Source organism: Ruegeria sp. AD9 (assembly GCF_056542305.1).
This window is the reverse complement of the sequence record NZ_JBQFZP010000002.1, coordinates 380347-399591: the sequence shown is the minus strand read 5'-3', so window position 1 is coordinate 399591 and position 19245 is coordinate 380347. Positions and strand designations below refer to the sequence as shown.

General features: G+C 58.4%; 16 protein-coding genes. 6 read left to right on the top strand and 10 right to left on the bottom strand.

The window, feature by feature from the left end; genetic code table 11:
* Positions 1-115 precede the first annotated feature (115 nt).
* The 3 genes from ACR0AM_RS04945 to ACR0AM_RS04935 all read left to right on the top strand — a co-directional run bounded on the left by ACR0AM_RS04945 (position 116) and on the right by ACR0AM_RS04935 (position 3896).
* Positions 116-1822 (top strand): peptide ABC transporter substrate-binding protein, encoded by a 1707-nt coding sequence (locus ACR0AM_RS04945; RefSeq protein WP_480476033.1) that lies wholly within the window; start codon positions 116-118, stop codon positions 1820-1822.
* A gap of 93 nt (positions 1823-1915) precedes the next feature.
* Positions 1916-2923, top strand: coding sequence for an ABC transporter permease (locus ACR0AM_RS04940; protein WP_209504480.1), 1008 nt, complete (start codon positions 1916-1918; stop codon positions 2921-2923).
* Positions 2916-3896: an ABC transporter permease gene (locus tag ACR0AM_RS04935; protein ID WP_480476031.1), complete on the top strand. Its 981-nt coding sequence runs from the start codon at positions 2916-2918 to the stop codon at positions 3894-3896. Before ACR0AM_RS04940 ends, ACR0AM_RS04935 begins: the two co-directional genes overlap by 8 nt.
* A 7-nt stretch (positions 3897-3903) precedes the next feature.
* On the opposite strand, the gene ACR0AM_RS04930 is transcribed toward ACR0AM_RS04935, so the two are convergent.
* The 6 genes from ACR0AM_RS04930 to ACR0AM_RS04905 form a co-directional block, all read right to left on the bottom strand.
* Positions 3904-5040, bottom strand: a complete 1137-nt coding sequence (locus ACR0AM_RS04930) for an MFS transporter (protein ID WP_480622275.1) — start codon at positions 5038-5040, stop codon at positions 3904-3906.
* Between the two features lie 68 nt (positions 5041-5108).
* The gene (locus ACR0AM_RS04925) at positions 5109-6386 is read right to left on the bottom strand and encodes a DUF3422 family protein (protein WP_480493829.1); all 1278 of its coding nucleotides are present in this window, start codon (positions 6384-6386) and stop codon (positions 5109-5111) included.
* A gap of 109 nt (positions 6387-6495) precedes the next feature.
* Entirely contained in the window at positions 6496-6852 is a 357-nt protein-coding gene (locus tag ACR0AM_RS04920) for a VOC family protein (RefSeq protein WP_480476025.1), read from the bottom strand.
* Between the two features lie 154 nt (positions 6853-7006).
* Positions 7007-8461, bottom strand: a complete 1455-nt coding sequence (locus ACR0AM_RS04915; protein ID WP_480476023.1) for an NAD(P)(+) transhydrogenase (Re/Si-specific) subunit beta — start codon at positions 8459-8461, stop codon at positions 7007-7009.
* Between the two features lie 13 nt (positions 8462-8474).
* Complete coding sequence (locus ACR0AM_RS04910) at positions 8475-10046, bottom strand: Re/Si-specific NAD(P)(+) transhydrogenase subunit alpha (protein WP_480622274.1); 1572 nt, start codon at positions 10044-10046, stop codon at positions 8475-8477.
* A 129-nt stretch (positions 10047-10175) separates the two neighbouring features.
* Positions 10176-10625 (bottom strand): methyltransferase family protein, encoded by a 450-nt coding sequence (locus ACR0AM_RS04905; protein ID WP_480493827.1) that lies wholly within the window; start codon positions 10623-10625, stop codon positions 10176-10178.
* A 172-nt stretch (positions 10626-10797) separates the two neighbouring features.
* Between ACR0AM_RS04905 and kynU the strand changes: the two genes are divergently transcribed.
* The gene (gene kynU, locus ACR0AM_RS04900) at positions 10798-11991 is read left to right on the top strand and encodes a kynureninase (protein ID WP_480622273.1); all 1194 of its coding nucleotides are present in this window, start codon (positions 10798-10800) and stop codon (positions 11989-11991) included.
* Here the strand turns inward: kynU and ACR0AM_RS04895 are convergent.
* On the bottom strand, positions 11984-12562 hold the full coding sequence (locus ACR0AM_RS04895; RefSeq protein WP_480622272.1) for a TetR/AcrR family transcriptional regulator: 579 nt from the start codon (positions 12560-12562) through the stop codon (positions 11984-11986). The two genes, kynU and ACR0AM_RS04895, sit on opposite strands and share 8 nt — an antisense overlap.
* A gap of 98 nt (positions 12563-12660) precedes the next feature.
* Between ACR0AM_RS04895 and ACR0AM_RS04890 the strand changes: the two genes are divergently transcribed.
* Both ACR0AM_RS04890 and ACR0AM_RS04885 read left to right on the top strand, forming a co-directional pair.
* Positions 12661-13125, top strand: a complete 465-nt coding sequence (locus tag ACR0AM_RS04890) for a (2Fe-2S)-binding protein (protein ID WP_480476013.1) — start codon at positions 12661-12663, stop codon at positions 13123-13125.
* Positions 13126-13128: 3 nt separating this feature from the next.
* The gene (locus tag ACR0AM_RS04885; protein ID WP_480622271.1) at positions 13129-15369 is read left to right on the top strand and encodes a xanthine dehydrogenase family protein molybdopterin-binding subunit; all 2241 of its coding nucleotides are present in this window, start codon (positions 13129-13131) and stop codon (positions 15367-15369) included.
* Positions 15370-15428: 59 nt separating this feature from the next.
* On the opposite strand, the gene ACR0AM_RS04880 is transcribed toward ACR0AM_RS04885, so the two are convergent.
* The 3 genes from ACR0AM_RS04880 to ACR0AM_RS04870 all read right to left on the bottom strand — a co-directional run bounded on the left by ACR0AM_RS04880 (position 15429) and on the right by ACR0AM_RS04870 (position 19049).
* Entirely contained in the window at positions 15429-16208 is a 780-nt protein-coding gene (locus ACR0AM_RS04880; RefSeq protein WP_480516334.1) for a gamma-glutamyl-gamma-aminobutyrate hydrolase family protein, read from the bottom strand.
* A 220-nt stretch (positions 16209-16428) separates the two neighbouring features.
* Positions 16429-16854, bottom strand: coding sequence for a GlcG/HbpS family heme-binding protein (locus ACR0AM_RS04875; protein WP_480622270.1), 426 nt, complete (start codon positions 16852-16854; stop codon positions 16429-16431).
* Between the two features lie 59 nt (positions 16855-16913).
* Positions 16914-19049 (bottom strand): malate synthase G, encoded by a 2136-nt coding sequence (locus ACR0AM_RS04870; protein ID WP_480622269.1) that lies wholly within the window; start codon positions 19047-19049, stop codon positions 16914-16916.
* Positions 19050-19245: the final 196 nt, after the last annotated feature.

The window sequence follows — 19245 nt, the reverse complement described above, 5'->3', positions numbered from 1 at the left end:
ATCGTTAGCGCTATTATCTTTGTTGATCAAGACCTTACCTTGGGGCGGCAACGCCAAACCCGCAGGCCTTGCGGAGATAATCGAGACACGAACGTGTCCAACTTGGGAGTAACTTATGAAAATCAAAACCCTTTTGCTTGGTGCGATTGCAAGCACGGCGATGGCCCCTGCGGCCTTTGCTGAGCGTGGATCGGACGGCAATGTCAGCATCATTTACTGGCAGGCTCCGTCGATCCTGAACCCGTATCTGTCCTCGGGCACAAAAGACATCGAATCGGCTTCGTTGGTGATTGAACCGCTCGGTCGCTATGACCAAGACGGGAACCTTGTAGCCTATCTCGCCGAGGATATCCCGACCGTGGAAAACGGTGGTGTTTCGTCGGATCTGAAATCGATCACGTGGAAGCTGAAATCCGGTTTGGTCTGGTCCGATGGATCGCCCGTGACGTCGGCCGACGTAAAGTTCACCGCGGATTATTGCATGCATCCGGAAGGTGGTTGCGCCCAGCTTGCCAAGTTTGAAGGCGTCGAAAGCGTCGAGGCAATCGACGATCTGACCATCAAGGTCAACTTTGCCGAACCAAAGCCGAACCCCTATGGCCCGTTCATGGGTGGTCAGTCGCCAATTATCCAGATGGCCCAGTTTCAGAACTGCATGGGCTCCAAGGCGCCTGAATGTACAGACCAGAACTTTGGCCCGATCGGAACCGGCCCGTTTGTTGTGGACGAATTCAAGCCAAACGACGTGATCACCATGTCGGCCAACCCGAATTATCGTGACCCAAACAAGCCCGCTTTTGCCACGCTGACCTTCAAAGGTGGCGGTGACGCAACGGCGGCTGGCCGTGCTGTGATGGAAACCGGCGAATTCGACTATGCGTGGAACCTGCAGCTGGCGCCCGAAGTCATCGAGCAGATGAAGGAAGGTGGTAAAGGTACTCCGATCGCGGCATTCGGGACCCTGGTTGAGCGGATCGAAATGAACATGACAGATCCGTCCCCCAGCCTGCCTGAAGGCGAACGTTCAACCGCCAAACATCCGCACCCGGCCTTGTCGGAACTGGCTGTTCGTAAAGCGCTGTCGATGGCAATCGACCGTGATCTTCTGGTTGAGATTGGCTACGGTCAAGCCGGTCGCCCGACCTGCAACCTGGTACCGGCCCCGGCATTGTACGCAAGCGACAACACCGAGTGTCTGACGCAGGACATTGACGGCGCGAACCAGATGCTGGATGAAGCCGGCTGGGTGAAAGGCGCTGACGGCGTCCGCGCCAAGGATGGTGTAAGACTGTCGCTGGTCTATCAAACCTCGACCAACGCTGTTCGTCAGGACTTCCAGGCGCTGATCAAGGAATGGTGGAGCCAGATCGGTGTTGAAACCGAGCTGCGCAACATCAACGCGTCGGTCTTTTTCGGCGGTGACCCGGGCAGCCCGGACACATTCCAGCGTTTCTATGCAGACGTTGAAATGTACGCCAACAACTTCGATGGCACCGATCCTGAAAGCTATCTTGCGCAGCACACCTGTGACAAGGCACCCAAGCCGGAAAGCCAGTGGCAGGGTGAGAACATCAACCGTTACTGTGACGCCGAGTATGACAAGCTGGTGGCCGAACTGGGCCGCACCGGTGAGCTTGAAAAGCGTGGCGAAATTGCACGTAAACTCAACGATATGCTGACCAAGGACAGCTATGTCGTGGTTCCGCTGGTTGATCGTGGACGGGTCTCTGCACATTCCAACACGTTGGGTGGCGTGATCCTGAACACTTGGGACAGCGAGCTTTGGAACGTTGCGGACTGGTACCGCAAAACCGGCTCCTAAGCGTTAAACCTGCCAAGCTGCGCCCCGATCTTCGGGGCGCGGTCATTTGCAGGCCGCTCCAACAAGAAGACGCATCAACAAAGGCGCCTTTGAATGCTCAACTTTACAATCAGACGACTGGTGTTGGCGGTGCCCACACTGCTGTTCATCAGCCTCGTCATCTTCCTGCTGCTCGAGCTTGCCCCTGGCGACCCGATGGCACAGGTTCCACTCACCGTTCCCCCGGAAGTCAAAGAGAAGATGCGCGAGGCGCTTGGCCTCGGCCAGCCGATGCATATCCGGTTCTGGAAATGGATCGTGCAGTTCTTCTGGATAGAACCACAGGTATTGGTCGACTCTGTATTCGGCACAACCTTCTCCGAAGGCGACCTGCGCGTGATTTCATGGCAGACCCGCTCGCCGGTCATGGACATCGTCGTTCAGCGGATCCCGCAGACCCTGTGGGTTGTCGGCACCGCCTATGTGGTCGCCATCCTGATCGCGCTGCCCATCGGCATCTATTCGGCCTACCGCCAATATTCCTGGTTCGATCAGATGGGTACCTTCGTGTCGATGGTTGGCTTTTCCGTTCCACCCTTCTTCTCGGGTGTTCTGGTGATCGTCATATTCTCGGTCCAGCTGGGCTGGTTCCCGTCGATCTATGACACCACACTGGTGGTCAACAGCTGGGACAGTTTCGTTGTGCAACTCAAACAGATGATCATGCCGGTCATGGTTCTGGCCTTGCAGATTACAGCGCAGCTCAGCCGGTTCATGCGCGCGTCCATGCTGGATAACCTCAATCAGGATTATGTTCGCACCGCCCGCGCCAAGGGTCTCAGCGAATACACCGTGGTCATGGTTCACGTTCTGCGAAACTCGATGATCCCGGTGGTCACCGTGATTGCGCTGGGTATTCCGTCCATCTTTGGTGGCGCCATCATCACCGAGCAGGTGTTCAAAGTGAATGGCATCGGTCAGCTGCTGATCGGAGCGATTCAGGCCAATGATCTGCCGATGGTGCAAACCCTGACCTTCATCTTTGCCGTACTGATCGTGCTGTTCAACCTGATCGCTGACGTACTTTACGGCATTCTGGACCCGAGGATTCGATATGACTGATCATGATCGTACCGATACACTGGTCCCGGACGAAGGATTTGCACCTGCCTCGACAGCCTTGCCAACGGCCGGCGTGATGGAAGAACTGGCAACCCCTCCCCGCAGCCAATGGCGCGATGTGTGGGATCAGTTCAAGACCCACAAAGGCGCAATGGTCGGTGCGATCCTGTTTATCATCATCGTCGCCGGTGTTTATTTGGGCCCGTATCTGTGGAGCATCGATCCAACCCAGATCGATATCCGGTCGCGCAATCAGGGCCCCAGTTGGGCGCATCCCTTTGGCACCGATCAATTGGGTCGCGACATTCTTGCGCGCATGATGTCGGGTGGTCAAACCTCAGTCTCGGTTGGCATAACCGCGATGTTGCTGGCGCTGTTCCTGGGTTCGTTCATCGGCGTTCTGGCAGGATTCTTCAGACGGCTCGATGGGCCGCTGATGCGCCTGACCGACCTGTTTCTGGCCCTGCCCCTGCTGCCTTTGCTGCTGGTCATGATGCTTCTGTTCCGCGAGCCCCTGTCAGCGGCTTTTGGGCTGGAGCGCGGGATATTCATCCTGATCGTCTGCGCCATCGGCATCACCTCATGGATGCCGACTGCGCGGATCGTGCGCGGTGATGTGCTGGCCATCAAGGAACGTGAATTCGTTCTCGCCGCGCGCTCCATCGGCACCAGCAACAGCCAGATCATCACGCGGCATATCCTGCCGAACGTTCTTTCGCCAATCATGGTGTCGGCAACGCTGGGGATTGCCACAGCGATCATCACCGAAAGCGCGCTGTCCTTCCTTGGGTTGGGATTCCCGCCCGACTTCCCGACATGGGGCCGCCTGTTGTTTGATGGTGTCGACTATCTTCAGCAATACCCCGAGCGTGTATTCTGGCCCGGTCTGGCAATCTCGCTGACGGTGCTGAGCGTCAACTATCTGGGTGACGGTCTGCGCGACGCGCTGGATCCCCGCATTCGCGGACGCTGAAACAAGTTTAGTCGGCGCGCCTCAGCGCGCCGGCCAACAGCACGATCAGAACGGCCAATGGCAACAGCACGGCGAACGCCAGACGCAGGCCGAACAGTTCCGCCAAAAATCCGATCAGCGGCGGCCCTATCAATAACCCGCCATATCCCAGCGTAGCTACACTTGCGATGGCTTGCCCCGGCGGGACCAGCGGATCGCTGGCTGCACGGCTGAACGCCAGCGGCATGATCACCGCATACCCTATGCCCATCAGCGCAAACCCCGCCAATGCGGGCAAGGGCGCAACCGAAGAAACCACAGCGAAAACGCCCAACGCCGCGCAGATCCCGCCGAACCGGGCCGTCGCAGCAGGACCAAACCGCATAATGACAATCGCGCCTGCTAGGCGAAACGCCACCATCGTCACGGAAAACACGGCATAGCCCAATGCGGCAACACTTTCGGGCGCTCCCGAAATGTCTCGCAGGAAAATCGCGCTCCAGTCTGCGACGGCGCCTTCACCCAATGCACCGCACATGGCCGCGAATCCGACCAGTATCAGCGCGCCCGAGGGCAAAGCAAAAACCGAGCTTTGCGACTGCCCGGACCGTTTCGACGTCCAGCGCACCCACGACAAGGCCAGCGCGAAGGCAACAACCGCGCCACCCGCCAATAGGAAATGCACCAGAACCGTCAACCCCATCTGAACAGCCACGTACCCGCTGAGCGCGCCAAGACCGGCCCCAAGGCTCCACATGGCGTGGAATGACGACATTACAGGTTTGTCATATGCCTGCTCGACCTCGGCGGCCCAGGCATTCATCGCCACATCCATCGATCCGTGAAAGGCGCCAAAAACAAACAAACATAACGCCAGCGCCCAAAACCCGCCAGCAACAGCAAGCAGGACCAGCGACAGCGTGTACAGAACGGCCACAATCCGGGTTATCGCAACTGCGCCATACCGATCCGTCAACCGCCCTGTGACCGGAAACGAACAGACGGCCCCGGCCGCCATGAACAACAACCCGTACCCCAACGCGTCATGGGACAGCTCTAACCGGTCGCGCACGGCTGGTATGCGCGAGGCCCAGATTCCGAACAAAGCCCCGTTTAGGATGAACATGGCCGCAACTGCCCGCCATGCCGAGAAAACACCAATCAACAGAGAACCTCGTGCTATCTGCCCGCCTCACCCGTTCTACAGGTTGGGCGCAAATTGGCAATTGCAGCTTAACCCAGGCGTTTGCGGATGCGCCGAACGGCGAACCATACGCCCGCTACAACCGGGATCGTCGCCGCCGCCGTCAGCATTCCCTTGCTTATGCCGGCGGCAGTCAACGGATACAGAAGGTAGCCGACAAGTGAGACCGCGTAATAACTGATGGCCACCACAGAAAGGCCCTCAACCGTGTGCTGCAAGCGCAAGGCAAGATCGGCCCGACGATCCATGCTTTCCAACAGGGCCTGATTTTGTGCACTCCGCTCGACGTCCACCCTTGTGCGCAACAACTCACCCGCACGTATGGCCCGGTCAGACAGCGCCTGCAGGCGGCGTTCTGTTGATTTCACGGTACGGATCGCAGGGTCATAACGGCGCATCATGAAATCGGCAAAGCTTTGGCCGCCTTCGAACCTTTCCTCGCGCAGGACATCGATCCGCTGATTGACCAGCGCCTCGTAAGCGCCGGTCGCACCGAATCGGAACGAACTGCGGGCCGATATGGTCTCGAGCTCGGTCGATATGGCCAGCAATTGAGGCAACAGCGCATCTGGTGGGGTGGTGTCATCCGTCATTTCAACCATCAGCTTCGCCAGCTGGGCATCCAGTTCCTCGATCCGGGGGGCCAATTGTTTGACGCGGGCAAAGCCAAGCATCGACATCGCCTTGTATGTCTCGATCTCGCACAGCCGCTGGATGATACGCCCTGTGCGGCGCGTGCCCGTGCCTTCGGTCACGAACAGGGCAAAACGCATGTGACCAGCCGGGTCGATACGGAAATCGCTGGCGCAAATTGCAGAAGCATCCAACACCCGCGACACCGCCAGACTTTCAGGTTCGAACCAATCAGCCAGAGCGACCTTTACAGCCGCATCTTCCGGGCGCGGCACCACCCGCATCAGCAGCGAGGTGATCCTCTGGCCCGGGCTGGCCATCAGCCAATCCGGGGGAAAAACCTCGAAATCAGCCGGGTTGAAGGGGCGGCCGCTGACATTCGGCACAATCGCCGTATACGTGACAAACTCAGTGTGCTGCTCCCATTTCAGCCAATGGCGTCCGATCTGCCCGGCGTAATGCGTGGCCCCCGGCTGCGGATGTTGCGCCCCATGTCGGTCAAGCAGATCGATCAGATGGGCAATATCCTGACTGCGGTCCCGAGCGACGGCTGCTTCAGGCTTCTTGATCGCAAGAAAGGCGACCGTGCACGGCGTATCGGCGGCCGGAAACGGGCGGGCATGAAGTTCATTGGCCAGCGCATAGCGCAGCGGGTGATCATCGATTGGCGTCATTCCGAGGCTCCGATAACAGTGTCCGCACTATACGTCACAACTCGGAGACATCAATTCTTATTTTATTTCATATACTTACACGAATACAAAGGTATACAAACAGACTATCTCATTGATTTGGCTGCCACAGCTCGATCGGATTACCTTCCGGATCGTGAAGCCGCGCGAACTTTCCGATCTCACTGTCCCAGTCGGGGCGGGTCTCAACAGCGATTCCGGCAGCTTCGAGCTGCTGTATCATCGCGCCCAGATCATCAACCCGAAAATTGATCATCCATTGCTGATCCGGGTTTCCGAAATACTCGGTGTCTTTAGCGAACGGCGCAAACACCGTATACCCTTCGCGCTGCTTCCAGGGCACCGGATCATAGTGGTTTACGCCCAGATGTTCTTCGTACCAACGGCTCAATGCCTCGGGATCACTGGCCCGAAAGAATACGCCCCCTATACCGTTCACTTTCTGCATGTTTCGCTCCTACCACACGGCATCGAGTATATCACAACCCGCCCGCTTCATCTGGCCATAAATATCCTGGGGGTTTGGGGGCAAAGCCCCCAACAGCACAAAAAAAGAAAAGGGCGCCCAAAGGCGCCCTTTGCAAATGGATCAAACCGGTTAATCACTCGATCATCGGCAGCAGCTTGTCCAGAGACGCTTTGGCGTCGCCATAGAACATGCGGGTATTTTCCTTGAAGAACAGCGGGTTTTCGATACCCGAATACCCTGTACCCTGACCACGTTTTGACACGAAGACCTGCTTGGCCTTCCAGCATTCCAGAACCGGCATACCGGCAATGGGGCTGTTGGGATCTTCCTGCGCCGCAGGGTTCACGATGTCGTTCGAGCCGATAACGATGGCCACATCCGTATCCGGGAAGTCGTCATTGATCTCGTCCATTTCCAGAACGATATCATAGGGCACCTTCGCCTCGGCCAGCAGCACGTTCATATGGCCCGGCAAACGACCCGCGACCGGGTGGATCGCAAAACGTACCTCTTTACCCTTGGCGCGCAGCTTACGGACCAGTTCACTGACCGATTGCTGTGCCTGCGCAACCGCCATCCCGTAGCCGGGAATGATGATTACACTGTCGGCATCGTTCAGGGCTGCAGCCACGCCATCAGCCTCAATAGCCACCTGCTCTCCCTCAACAGCCATCTGTTCACCCTGCGGGCCACCAAAGCCGCCCAGGATCACGCTGACAAAGTGACGGTTCATCGCCTTGCACATGATGTAGGACAGGATCGCACCGCTTGAGCCCACCAGCGCACCGACCACGATCAGCAGGTCATTGCCCAGCGAGAAACCAATCGCCGCCGCGGCCCAGCCCGAATAGCTGTTCAGCATCGACACAACCACTGGCATGTCCGCGCCACCGATGCCCATGATCAGGTGATAACCGATGAACAAAGCGGCCAGGGTCATCAGGATCAGCGGCAACAGCCCGCCAGACGCGGTGTACCAGATCAGACAGATCAGCGAGAGACCCGCAGCCGCCGCGTTCAGCGCATGACCACCGGGCAGCTTTGTCGCCGCCGAGGTCACTTTGCCCGCCAACTTGCCATAGGCCACGACCGAACCGGTAAAGGTGATCGCGCCGATAAAGATGCCCAGGAACAATTCCACGTGCAGGATAGCAAGTTCGGCCGGTGTCTTCTTGGCGATCAGTTTGGCAAAGGTGCCCAGATCATGCAAATCCGCCTCTTTCGCCGTATCCGCAATCGCCATGACCTGTGCCACGTTGCCGATTTCAAAATGTGCATTGAAACCCACAAACACAGCGGCCAGACCGACGAGTGAATGCATCGCGGCCACCAGCTGCGGCATCTCGGTCATCTGGACGCGCTGCGCCACGTATTGACCGATCAGACCGCCGCCAATGATCAGCAGGATCGACAGCAGCCACAGGCCAGAACCGGGGCCAACCAGTGTGGCAAAAACCGCCAGCGCCATGCCGACGATGCCGTACCAGACCGCGCGCTTGGCGCTTTCCTGGTTCGACAACCCGCCAAGGGAAAGGATGAACAGAACAGCCGCAACAACATAGGCGGCAGTGGTGAAGCCAAATTCCATGTGCCCGGCCTCCTTAAGATTTCTGGAACATGGCGAGCATGCGCCGGGTTACGAGGAAGCCACCGAAGATGTTGATCCCGGCCATGAAGACGGACAGCGCCGCCAGCAGAATGACCAGGAACGACCCCGATCCGATCTGCATCAATGCCCCGACGATGATGATCGACGAGATCGCGTTGGTGATCGCCATCAGCGGCGTGTGCAGGCTGTGCGAGACATTCCAGATCACCTGGAAGCCTACGAAAATGGCCAGCACGAAGACGATGAAATGCTGCATGAAGCTGGCCGGGGCAACCAGCCCCACCAGCAGCATCAGCGCGCCACCAACACCCAACAACGTGAACTGCTGCTTGGTCTGCGCCTTGAAGGCCGCAATCTCCTGCGCCTTTTTCTCTTCCGGGGTCAGTTCCTTGACCTCGGGCTTTTTCTGCGCCGCAATCGCCTGAATCTTGGGCGGTGGCGGCGGGAAGGTGATCTCACCCGCATGGGTCACGGTTGCACCGCGGATCACGTCATCTTCCATGTTGTGATTGATCTGACCGTCCTTCTCGGGCGTCAGGTCAGTCATCATGTGACGGATGTTGGTTGCATAAAGCGACGAGGATTGTGCCGCCATCCGGCTGGGGAAGTCTGTATAACCGATTATGGTCACGCCATTATCGGTTACAACTTTCTCATCCGGCACAGTGCCTTCGACGTTACCGCCACGCTCGGCTGCAAGGTCGATGATGACCGAACCCGGCTTCATCGCCTTGACCATATCCTCCAGCCACAGCTTGGGCGCCGGACGGTTGGGGATAAGGGCGGTGGTGATCACGATGTCCATTTCGGGCGCAAGTTCGCGGAACTTGGCCAGCTGGGCGTTGCGGAATTCTTCCGACTGGACCGAGGCATAACCGCCTGTGGCCGCGCCATCCTGCTGCTCTTCTTCGAAGTCCAGATAGACGAACTCCGCCCCCATCGATTCGACCTGTTCGGCCACTTCAGGGCGCACGTCGAACGCGTAGGTGATCGCGCCCAGCGACGTGGACGTCCCGATTGCGGCCAGACCGGCCACTCCGGCCCCAACGATCAGCACCTTGGCAGGAGGAACTTTACCGGCGGCGGTCACCTGACCGGTGAAGAAACGGCCAAAGTTGTTGCCTGCCTCGATCACGGCGCGATAGCCCGCGATATTTGCCATCGAAGACAGCGCGTCCATCTTCTGCGCACGCGAGATGCGTGGCACCATCTCCATGGCGATCACGTTGGCGCCCTTGGATTTGGCCAGCTCCATTCCTTCTTCGTTGCCCGCAGGATTGAAGAACGAAATCAGGGTCTTGCCCTTGGTCAACCGTTTCAGTTCGGCCTCAGTCGGGATCCGAACCTTGGCAATGATATCCGCGGTCTTCCACAGCGACGCTGCGGTCTTGACCACCTCAACGCCTACGGCCTCGTATGCGGTATCCGAAAAACCGGCAGCCGCGCCCGCGCCTTTCTCGATCAGGCACTCATAGCCCAGTTTCTGCAATTGCACGGCCGAGTCGGGCGTCATTGCAACCCGGTTCTCACCGTCCAGTATTTCCTTTGGCGTGCCTATCTTCACTGGCAGTCCCCCTAATTTTTACTCTGTCCGAGCGGGTGGTCGGTATTCTTTGTTAAGCAAAGATGTATCCTGCGCAACATTATTTCGCAAGTGCAGCATTTTTTACGTGACATCACGAAATCAGCCACCTTAGATCCAACGCCGCGTCTTGCGTTCGTAGCGTGCGAAATCCGTGCGGAACTGCCGGCGCAGGCGGTCTTCTTCCGGCAGGATAAACCGGCGCTCCAGCACCCAGACGAAGACCGGAACCAAAACCAGTGACAACACGGCGTCGAACCGCAGGATCAAACCCGCAAGAATCAGAACGTCACCGACGTAGATCGGGTTTCGACTGCGTTTGTAGATGCCCGATTGCACCATCGCGGTCGGTGTCTCATGGGGAATGACGGTTGTTTTGTGGCGGCGAAACTCGACAATGGCTAGAACGGCCATCAGAACGCCACCGCCGATTAGAACTCCACTTAGAAGGTCGGTCAGGCCGCTCTCAAGTGACAGGCCCAACGCCATGTATCTGGCTTGCGCCCATGCCAGCGCCGCGAAAGCGATCAACCAAACCGGCGGTACATCTATCCAGCGCATTCCAATCCCTCATGAGCGACGACAGTGTCGGGTATATGTCGCTTCTGACCGACGTCCTACCGTTTTTCGGCCAGATTGGCAAAAGACCAGTATGTCGCATCGATAGACAGACATGTCAGGATCGGCTACCCCAAATGCAACAAAAGACGACCACACAAGTGAGTGAACCTTCATGACCGATTTTGCAGCAACCAAAGCCATGTTCGACCTGCCCGAGGGCGTGATTTATCTGGACGGCAACTCGTTGGGTCCGCTGCCTAAAACGGCTGCGTCTCGTGTGCAGAACATGCTGACCGAGGAATGGGGGCAAATGCTGATCACCGGCTGGAACAAGGCCGGTTGGATGGGCCTTCCCACTGGGCTTGGAGATCGAATTGGCCGCCTGATCGGTGCCGAGCCGGGCAGCGTCGTGACCGGCGACACCCTGTCGATCAAGGTTTATCAGGCCGTGTCCTCTGCTCTTGAACTGAACCCGACCCGCAAGGTTGTGCTTTCCGACAATGGGAACTTTCCGTCAGACCTGTACATGGTCGATGGCCTGCTGCGATCCCTTGGGGGCGCATACGAACTGCGCGTCGTCGACCCGCAGGGCGTCGCAGATGCAATCACAGAAGAGGTCGCGGTCCTGATGCTGACCGAAGTGGATTACCGTACGGGCCGGATGCACGACATGAAAGCGCTGACGGAACTGGCCCATGCCAATGGTGTCGTGACGGTTTGGGATCTGGCGCATTCCGCAGGTGCTATCCCCGTTGACCTTGCAGGGTGCAATGCCGATTTCGCAGTCGGGTGCACTTATAAATACCTCAATGGCGGCCCCGGTGCGCCCGCTTTCATTTATGTTGCGCCCCGACTGGCAGATAGTGTGCGCCCGGCCCTGTCCGGCTGGCTGGGGCACGAAGCGCCCTTTGCCTTTGACCTGGACTATCGGCCCGGAAGCGGGATTGAGCGTATGCGCGTTGGAACACCTCCGATCATCCAAATGACCGCACTTTCGGCGGCCATGGATATCTGGGATATGGCCGACATGGCGGATGTGCGCGCCAAATCCATTGAATTGACCGAGCTTTTCATCTGTCGGGTCGAGGCGACCTGCCCCGACTTGCAATTGGACAGCCCGCGTGTTCCCGAGCAGCGTGGCAGTCAGGTTTCATTCCGCTTCAAGGAAGGCTACGCCGCGATGCAAGCACTGATCGCGCGTGGTGTCGTCGGAGATTTCCGCGCACCTGACACAATGCGGTTTGGTTTTACGCCGCTGTATATCGATGAAAGCGATGTCGAGCGTGCAGTCGGGATTCTGGCGGATGTCATGCAGAACAAGCTTTGGGACACGCCAGAGTACAAAACCCGGCAGCGCGTTACCTGATTTCCAGCCCAGCTCCGATCAGGGCAGCCAGCTGTTTGGTGCGCCTTTCAAATTCCTCGGCGTCTGACGCGGTCAGCTTGATCCCCTTCAGCGTGACCGTAAGTGTTTTCGCCGTCTCTTCAGGCGTGTCGAACAGGCGAACGCGGCCAGCATCCTGCTCTCGCCTCAGCCATTCGGCATAAAGCGCGGCAAGTTCCCCTTCGCCCCGCTCGACAATATCGATGGCCATGGATTTGGTTGTGTCCAGCATCTCAAGCCCATGCGGCGACGCCAAAATCGCAGCCATACCCTCGGTCTGGGCATGGATGGCTTTTCTGGCGATGTCCGAAACCGAGCCTTCGCCGTTCAACGCCTCGGCCACCGCTATGGTCTTTTCCTCGTAATGCCGTTCGGTCAGCTTGCGAACGATCGCTTCCTTGTTCCTGAAATACAGATAGACCGCTGGCCGCGACATCCCTGCACCGCGCGCAATGTCATCCATCGAGGTCTTGCGGAACCCGTATGCGGAAAAGGCCTGAAAAGCAGATGCAAGGATCGCTTTCTGCCGGGATTCGTCACTTGTATCTTTCATAAGAAAATCTCTGACAGTTTTTGTTTAATTTGTCAATTGACAGACTGACACTTTACACCCATTATGTCATAACCTGCCACAGATACAAAAGGTGCGCCATGGCGACGGCCCTGAAGATAAACGGAACTCCCCACCAGATCGACCTGCCGGATGATGTCCCCCTGCTTTGGGTTCTGAGGGATGAGGTTGGCCTGACCGGCACCAAGTTTGGCTGTGGCGTCGCCGCTTGCGGCGCCTGTACAGTTCATATCGATGGCGAGGCGGTACGCTCATGCCAGGTGGCGCTGTCGGATGTCTGGGGCGAGGTGACCACAATCGAAGGCGTCGGCACGCCAGAAGCGCTGGCTACGATCCAGCATTCCTGGGCTGATCATCAGGTGGCGCAATGTGGCTATTGCCAGTCGGGCCAGATCATGCAGGCCGCTGCCCTGCTTGCGGAAAACCCTGCGCCCACGGACGCAGAGATCGATGAGGCGATGCAGGGAAACCTGTGCCGCTGTGGCACCTACCCCCGCATCCGGGCCGCGATCCACGACGCAGCATCCAAGTTGAAGGAGGCGTAAGAGATGGCTTCTGTTGGCAAAATTATCCGCCGTACGTTCCTGATCGGCTCAGCCGCAATTGTTGGCGGCGTCGCCTTTGGCGCGTATTATGTCACCCGCCCTGCCCCCAACCCGCTGAAACCGAAAGAAGGTGAGGCGGCTCTGAATCCCTTCGTGCTGATCGATCAGAATGGCGTCACCCTGTTCGCGCCCCGTGCCGAGATGGGACAGGGCGTGAAAACCACGTGGGCCGCGCTGATCGCCGAAGAACTGGATGTCGATCTGGATCAAATCACCGTCCTGCACGGTCCGGCAGCCGCTGCCTATTACAACTCAGCCATGATGGGCGAGGGACTGCCAAACAAGGGCTACGACATCTCGGACTTCCAGCACAACTTAGGTGAAGCACTGGGTGTTCTTGGCAAGGCCCTAAGCCTGCAAGTCACAGGCGGCTCAACCTCGATGAAGGACGGGTTCGAGAGGATGCGGCAAGCCGGCGCTTCGGCCCGTGAAACGCTGAAACGCGCCGCCGCTGATCGGTTGGGGGTCGCGCCCTCGGACCTGAAAACAGCTTCTGGCCATGTCATCGCGCCGACCGGTGACAAGATCGCTTATACCGATCTTGCAGTGGAAGCGTCCGGACTGGAACCCGCCGAGGTACCTTTGCGAGACCCGTCCGAATGGCGTTATCTGGGCCGGACACAACCGCGACTGGACATGATGGGCAAAGTGACAGGCACTGCCGAGTTTGGCATCGATGTTCGCCTGCCCGGTATGAAATTTGCTGCCGTGCGCATGAACCCCAAACTGGGTGGCGCGATGAACAGCTTTGACGACAGTGCTGCAATCTCCATGCCCGGGGTCGAGAAGGTTGTTGATCTGGGCACTGGTGTTGCCGTGATCGCGAACAACACATGGCTGGCCAACCAGGCGGTTGAGGCTGTTGAGATCGACTGGGGCGATGCGCCATATCCACCTGATACGGACGGCATTTTCTCAAAGATTGCCGAGGCGTTTGACGACGCGCCGAACTCGACTATGCGCGACGATGGCGATGTCAGCATGACGCCGGATGGCGCGACCGAGATCACTGCCGAATACCAAGTGCCCTATCTGGCGCACGCCACGATGGAGCCGATGAATGCCACCGCGCTCTATACCGGAGATGCTCTGGAGCTGTGGTGCGGCAATCAGGCCCCAACGCTGATCCGGTTTCGCGCTGCGAATACCGCAAATCTGGACACTGAGGCTGTTCAGATTCACACCACCTATCTGGGGGGTGGGTTTGGCCGCCGGGGTGAGCTGGATTTTGGGGAAATCGCCACCAAGGTCGCGATGGCCGTGCCTGGCATACCGGTCCAGACAACCTGGAGCCGCGAAGAAGACATGCGTCACGACTACTTCCGCCCCGGCGCCATCGCCCGGATGCGCGGCGCTGTTCAGGACGGCAAAGCCGTTCTCATTGACGGCAAGGTTGCGGCACAGTCCTGCACGCAACAGGCGGTCGAGCGTTACACCGGCTTCCCTGGAGGCGGACCCGACAAAGTGCTGGTCGAAGGGTTCTTCAACCAACCTTACGCCGTGCCAAACTACCGGATGAGCGGCCACGTCGCTGATCTGGCTGTCCCGGTAGGCTTCTGGCGTTCGGTCGGCAACAGCCACAACGGCTTTTTCCACGAGACCTTCATGGACGAATTGGCCCATGCCGCAGGGCGCGACCCGCTGGACTTCCGGCTAGAGCTAATGAGAACCGAACACGCCCCGTCTGCCGGATGTCTGGAAGCGGTCAAGGAAATGTCCAACTGGACCGGGAAAACACCTGACGGCGTAGGCCGTGGCGTGGCCTTCACCTACAGCTTCGGCACTCCGGTGGCTCAAGTTATCGAAGTGGTCGACGAAGACGGTGCCATCCGCATCCACAAGGCCTGGATCGCCTGCGACATGGGGCTGGCGCTGGACCCGGAAAATGTCAAGGCGCAGATGTTTGGCGGCATGATGTATGGCCTGTCGGCTGCATGTTTCGGCGCGATCACCTTTGCCGACGGGGAAGTCGAGCAGTTCAACTTCCCTGACTATGACGCCCTTCGTATGCATACCGCGCCACAAGTCGAGGTGCGCGTTCTGGAGACCAATCGCCATATGGGCGGCGCTGGTGAGCCCGGCACGCCCCCCTCGATGCCCGCACTGGGCAACGCCCTGTTTGATCTGACGGGAAAACGCGCGCGCAGCCTACCGCTGGTCAATCAGTTCAACCTGCTGGTCTGATTGCCATTTACCTTCCCCTGCACCGGTCCGTCGCGCGCCCGCGCGGTCCGGTGCCCAAGTCAGGCTGATTTCTGAACTGCCTGACAGGCAATCCCCGCCGCCCATCCCCGCACAGCCATGCCGAAGGCTTCGAACAAGGGGCGTGAAACCGGGTCGTTGATCGCATCCCATTCGGGATGCCATTGCACGGACAGCGTGAATCCGGGCGCGTCCTTGACGTAAATCGCCTCGGGCGTTCCGTCCGGAGCATGCCCATCGATCACCACACGCTGTCCGATGCACTTGATCCCCTGCCCGTGCAGCGTGTTTGTCATGACCTCCTGCGCACCAAACAAGTCGTGGAACACACCATTTTTGGTCAGTTTCACAACATGGCGCAGTGCAAATTTTTCCTCAAGTGTACCATCGGGCGGCATCCGGTGGTTCATCCGCCCCGGCAAATCGCGAATTTCCGGATAGAGCGTTCCGCCCATGGCCACGTTGACCTCTTGAAATCCGCGGCAAATGCCCAGAAACGGCTGACCCCGGTCCACACAGGCCCGAACCAACGGCAAGGTGATTGCGTCACGCGCGCGGTCAAACTCTCCATGCGCCTCGGTTGCAGGTTCACCATATTCTTCGGGATGCACATTGGGGCGGCCGCCGGTCAGAAGGAACCCGTCGCAAACCTCCAGCAACTCCTCAACCGATACATATCGGGGATCGGCGGGGATCAGCAGCGGCAAACATCCCGATACGTTCGCCACAGCGTCAGAGTTCATCGTCCCCCCTGCATGGGTCGGGTATTGATCGTTCATGAGGTATGAGTTGCCGATAATACCAACAACGGGTCGAGACATTCCGCTTTCCTTGTTATTCATCCCCTTGGAAAGGAAGCTAACCGCAGCTTCACAGTCGTGCAAGAATACACCTCCTGCGTGACAGCGCAGGGACGTGTTCAGGGGTGCACAAATTTTCTCCCGACAACCAGTCAAGTCTCGGCACGATTTCCCCGCCTCAAACTTCAAGTCGGGAACATGCGCCAAATCGCTCCTTTGACGGAACTCTCTATGGTCGGATCTATATCTCTCCGTCCAACCCGGCAGCTTCAATTCCCGCCATCGCAACGGCAGCGTCGTTTTCAGACGTGTCGCCGGTAACTCCAACGGCACCGATCACGTCTCCCTTTCGACCCCGTATCAAGACCCCGCCCGGAACTGGTACGACCTGCCCGCCATACACTCCGTTTACCGCGGCCATGAAGTAGGCTTGCGCCTCGGCCCGCTGCATCTGTGCCGTGCCCGCCATGCCCAGCATGACAGAGCCATATGCCTTGCCATGCGCAATCGCAAAGCGGCCCGGTGCTGCATCATCCTCGCGCTCGAACGCGATGACGTGGCCGCCTGCGTCTAGAACAATGACCGAAAGCGGCTTCAGCTCCATCTCGCGGCCTTTCTCAAGCGCTTTGCGGATAATGGTGCGGGCTTTGCGAAGGGAAACTTCCATGTGCATTCCTGTGTCTGCATGTCGAAAGAAGAAAAGGGGGGCGGATCGCCCCCTTCGTTTTACGCTGTGGCCGCCTTCAATTCCAGACGGCGCGCGTGCAGGACCGGCTCGGTGTAGCCCGAGGGCTGCACACGACCTTTGAACACAAGGTCACAAGCCGCCTGAAAAGCAATTCCGTTAAAGCCCGGCGCCATCGGGACATAACCCTGATCGCTTTCATTCTGGCGATCCACGACAGCCGCCATTTTCTGCATCGCAGCCATCACCTGCGCTTCGTCGACAATGCCATGATGCAACCAGTTGGCCAGTGCCTGAGACGAAATTCGGCAGGTCGCACGGTCTTCCATCAACCCGATGTCATTGATGTCGGGGACTTTGGAACATCCCACGCCCTGATCGACCCAACGCACGACATAGCCCAGAATGCCTTGTGCATTATTCTCGACCTCGCGCGAGATTTCCGCGTCGCCTAGATTACGCCCCCCCAGCAAGGGAATGGTCAGCAAATCGTCAAGCGTTCCTCGGGCACCCGCCGCTGCGATCTCGTCCTGACGGGCCAGTACGTTGACCTTGTGGTAATGTGTGGCGTGCAGCGTCGCAGCTGTGGGCGACGGCACCCAGGCGCAAGTCGCACCGGCCAGCGGGTGACCGATTTTGGCCTCAAGCATATCGCCCATCCGGTCCGGCATCGCCCACATGCCCTTGCCGATCTGCGCCTTGCCCTTAAGGCCACAGGCGAAACCGATATCGACATTGCGGTCTTCATAGGACGCAATCCAAGGCGTGTTTTTGATGTCGCCCTTGGGCAGCATCGGCCCGGCCTCCATCGAGGTGTGAATTTCATCGCCAGTGCGATCCAGGAAACCGGTATTGATGAAGGCGACGCGTGATTTCGCGGCGCGAATGCACTCTTTCAGGTTTACCGACGTGCGGCGCTCCTCATCCATGATCCCCAGCTTTACGGTGTTGCGCGGCAGACCCAGAATGTCTTCGACCATGTCGAAAATCTCGACCGCAAAGGCAACCTCTTCCGGCCCGTGCATCTTGGGCTTCACCACATAGACCGAGCCGGCGACCGAGTTGCCCCCGTCTCTTTTCAGATCATGCATGGCAATCAGAGTGGTGCAGAGTGCGTCCATCAACCCTTCGCCAATCTCGCGCCCTTCGGCGTCCAGAACGGCCGGGTTCGTCATCAGGTGGCCGACATTCCGCACCAGCATCAGCGACCGGCCTTTCAGGGTCGCCTGCTCACCTGTCGGTGTGGTGAAAGTCAGATCCTCTGCCAGCTTGCGGGTAAACGTGGCGTCGCCCTTGGTGACGTCTTCGGTCAGATCACCTTTCATCAGGCCCAGCCAGTTGCCATAGGCAACGACCTTATCCGCCGCATCAACACAAGCGACCGAGTCCTCGCAGTCCATAATCGTTGAAAGAGCGGATTCCAGCCGGACGTCTGCTATACCTGCGGGATCAGAGGCACCGATGGCTCCAGTCGGATCGATCATGATCTGAATATGCAGGCCATTGTTTTTCAGAAGCACAAAAGCCGGCTTGTCTGCCGCGCCACCGAAACCAACAAATTGATCGGGGTTTGCCAGTGCCGGGGAAAGAGCACCTTCTTCGACATGCAGTCCCGACACGTCGGCCCAAGACCCACCAGCCAGAGGTACAGCGTCATCCAGAAAGGCTTTCGCCCATGCAATCACCCGTGCACCGCGCGCCGCATCATACCCACCGCCTGTTGGCAGATCGCCTATCGCATCGGTGCCATAAAGCGCATCATACAAGCTGCCCCATCTCGCATTCGCCGCGTTCAGCGCAAAGCGTGCGTTGGTGATCGGCACAACAAGCTGCGGCCCCGGTGTCAGCGCGATCTCGGGGTCGACATGCGTCGTGTCGATTTGAAACCCGTCGCCTTCCTCGACCAGATAACCGATTTCCTTTAGAAAAGCCTGATAGTCAGTGGGATCAATGCTCTGACCCTTGCGCGCAATATGCCAGCCATCGAGGCGCCCTTGTATTTCGGCCCGCTTGGCCAGAAGCGCGCGGTTTTTCGGCCCCAGTTCAGAAACCAGTCGTGCCAGACCCGCCCAGAAATCCTGCGCCGACACACCCGTACCCGGCAATGCCCGCGTCTCGATAAACTCTGCCAGTATTGGATCGATCTGCAGCCCGCTCAGGGTTTGTCTGCCACTCATTTTCCTGCTCTCCTGCGATTGTGTGCCATTGTATGCGTAAGTGACTTAGGCCGAAAGTTTCCGATAGGCAACTTTCGACTTTGCGTTAGGGTTATTCGGATCGAACGGAAGCTGTTTCAAAAACAACAAGGGAATGGCGGGGGCCAGTTGCAGCTCTGGAACGATGCCCCTAACGTCGCGCCAGACACGAACCGAT

What these genes read in the sequence shown, in the direction of transcription:
- ACR0AM_RS04945 (WP_480476033.1), top strand. Translation starts at nt 116, where the DNA reads ATGAAAATCAAAACCCTTTTGCTTGGTGCGATTGCAAGCACGGCGATG.
- ACR0AM_RS04940 (WP_209504480.1), top strand. Translation starts at nt 1,916, where the DNA reads ATGCTCAACTTTACAATCAGACGACTGGTGTTGGCGGTGCCCACACTG.
- ACR0AM_RS04935 (WP_480476031.1), top strand. Translation starts at nt 2,916, where the DNA reads ATGACTGATCATGATCGTACCGATACACTGGTCCCGGACGAAGGATTT.
- ACR0AM_RS04925 (WP_480493829.1), bottom strand. Translation starts at nt 6,386, where the DNA reads ATGACGCCAATCGATGATCACCCGCTGCGCTATGCGCTGGCCAATGAA.
- ACR0AM_RS04920 (WP_480476025.1), bottom strand. Translation starts at nt 6,852, where the DNA reads ATGCAGAAAGTGAACGGTATAGGGGGCGTATTCTTTCGGGCCAGTGAT.
- ACR0AM_RS04915 (WP_480476023.1), bottom strand. Translation starts at nt 8,461, where the DNA reads ATGGAATTTGGCTTCACCACTGCCGCCTATGTTGTTGCGGCTGTTCTG.
- ACR0AM_RS04905 (WP_480493827.1), bottom strand. Translation starts at nt 10,625, where the DNA reads ATGCGCTGGATAGATGTACCGCCGGTTTGGTTGATCGCTTTCGCGGCG.
- kynU (WP_480622273.1), top strand. Translation starts at nt 10,798, where the DNA reads ATGACCGATTTTGCAGCAACCAAAGCCATGTTCGACCTGCCCGAGGGC.
- ACR0AM_RS04895 (WP_480622272.1), bottom strand. Translation starts at nt 12,562, where the DNA reads ATGAAAGATACAAGTGACGAATCCCGGCAGAAAGCGATCCTTGCATCT.
- ACR0AM_RS04890 (WP_480476013.1), top strand. Translation starts at nt 12,661, where the DNA reads ATGGCGACGGCCCTGAAGATAAACGGAACTCCCCACCAGATCGACCTG.
- ACR0AM_RS04885 (WP_480622271.1), top strand. Translation starts at nt 13,129, where the DNA reads ATGGCTTCTGTTGGCAAAATTATCCGCCGTACGTTCCTGATCGGCTCA.
- ACR0AM_RS04880 (WP_480516334.1), bottom strand. Translation starts at nt 16,208, where the DNA reads ATGTCTCGACCCGTTGTTGGTATTATCGGCAACTCATACCTCATGAAC.
- ACR0AM_RS04875 (WP_480622270.1), bottom strand. Translation starts at nt 16,854, where the DNA reads ATGGAAGTTTCCCTTCGCAAAGCCCGCACCATTATCCGCAAAGCGCTT.
- ACR0AM_RS04870 (WP_480622269.1), bottom strand. Translation starts at nt 19,049, where the DNA reads ATGAGTGGCAGACAAACCCTGAGCGGGCTGCAGATCGATCCAATACTG.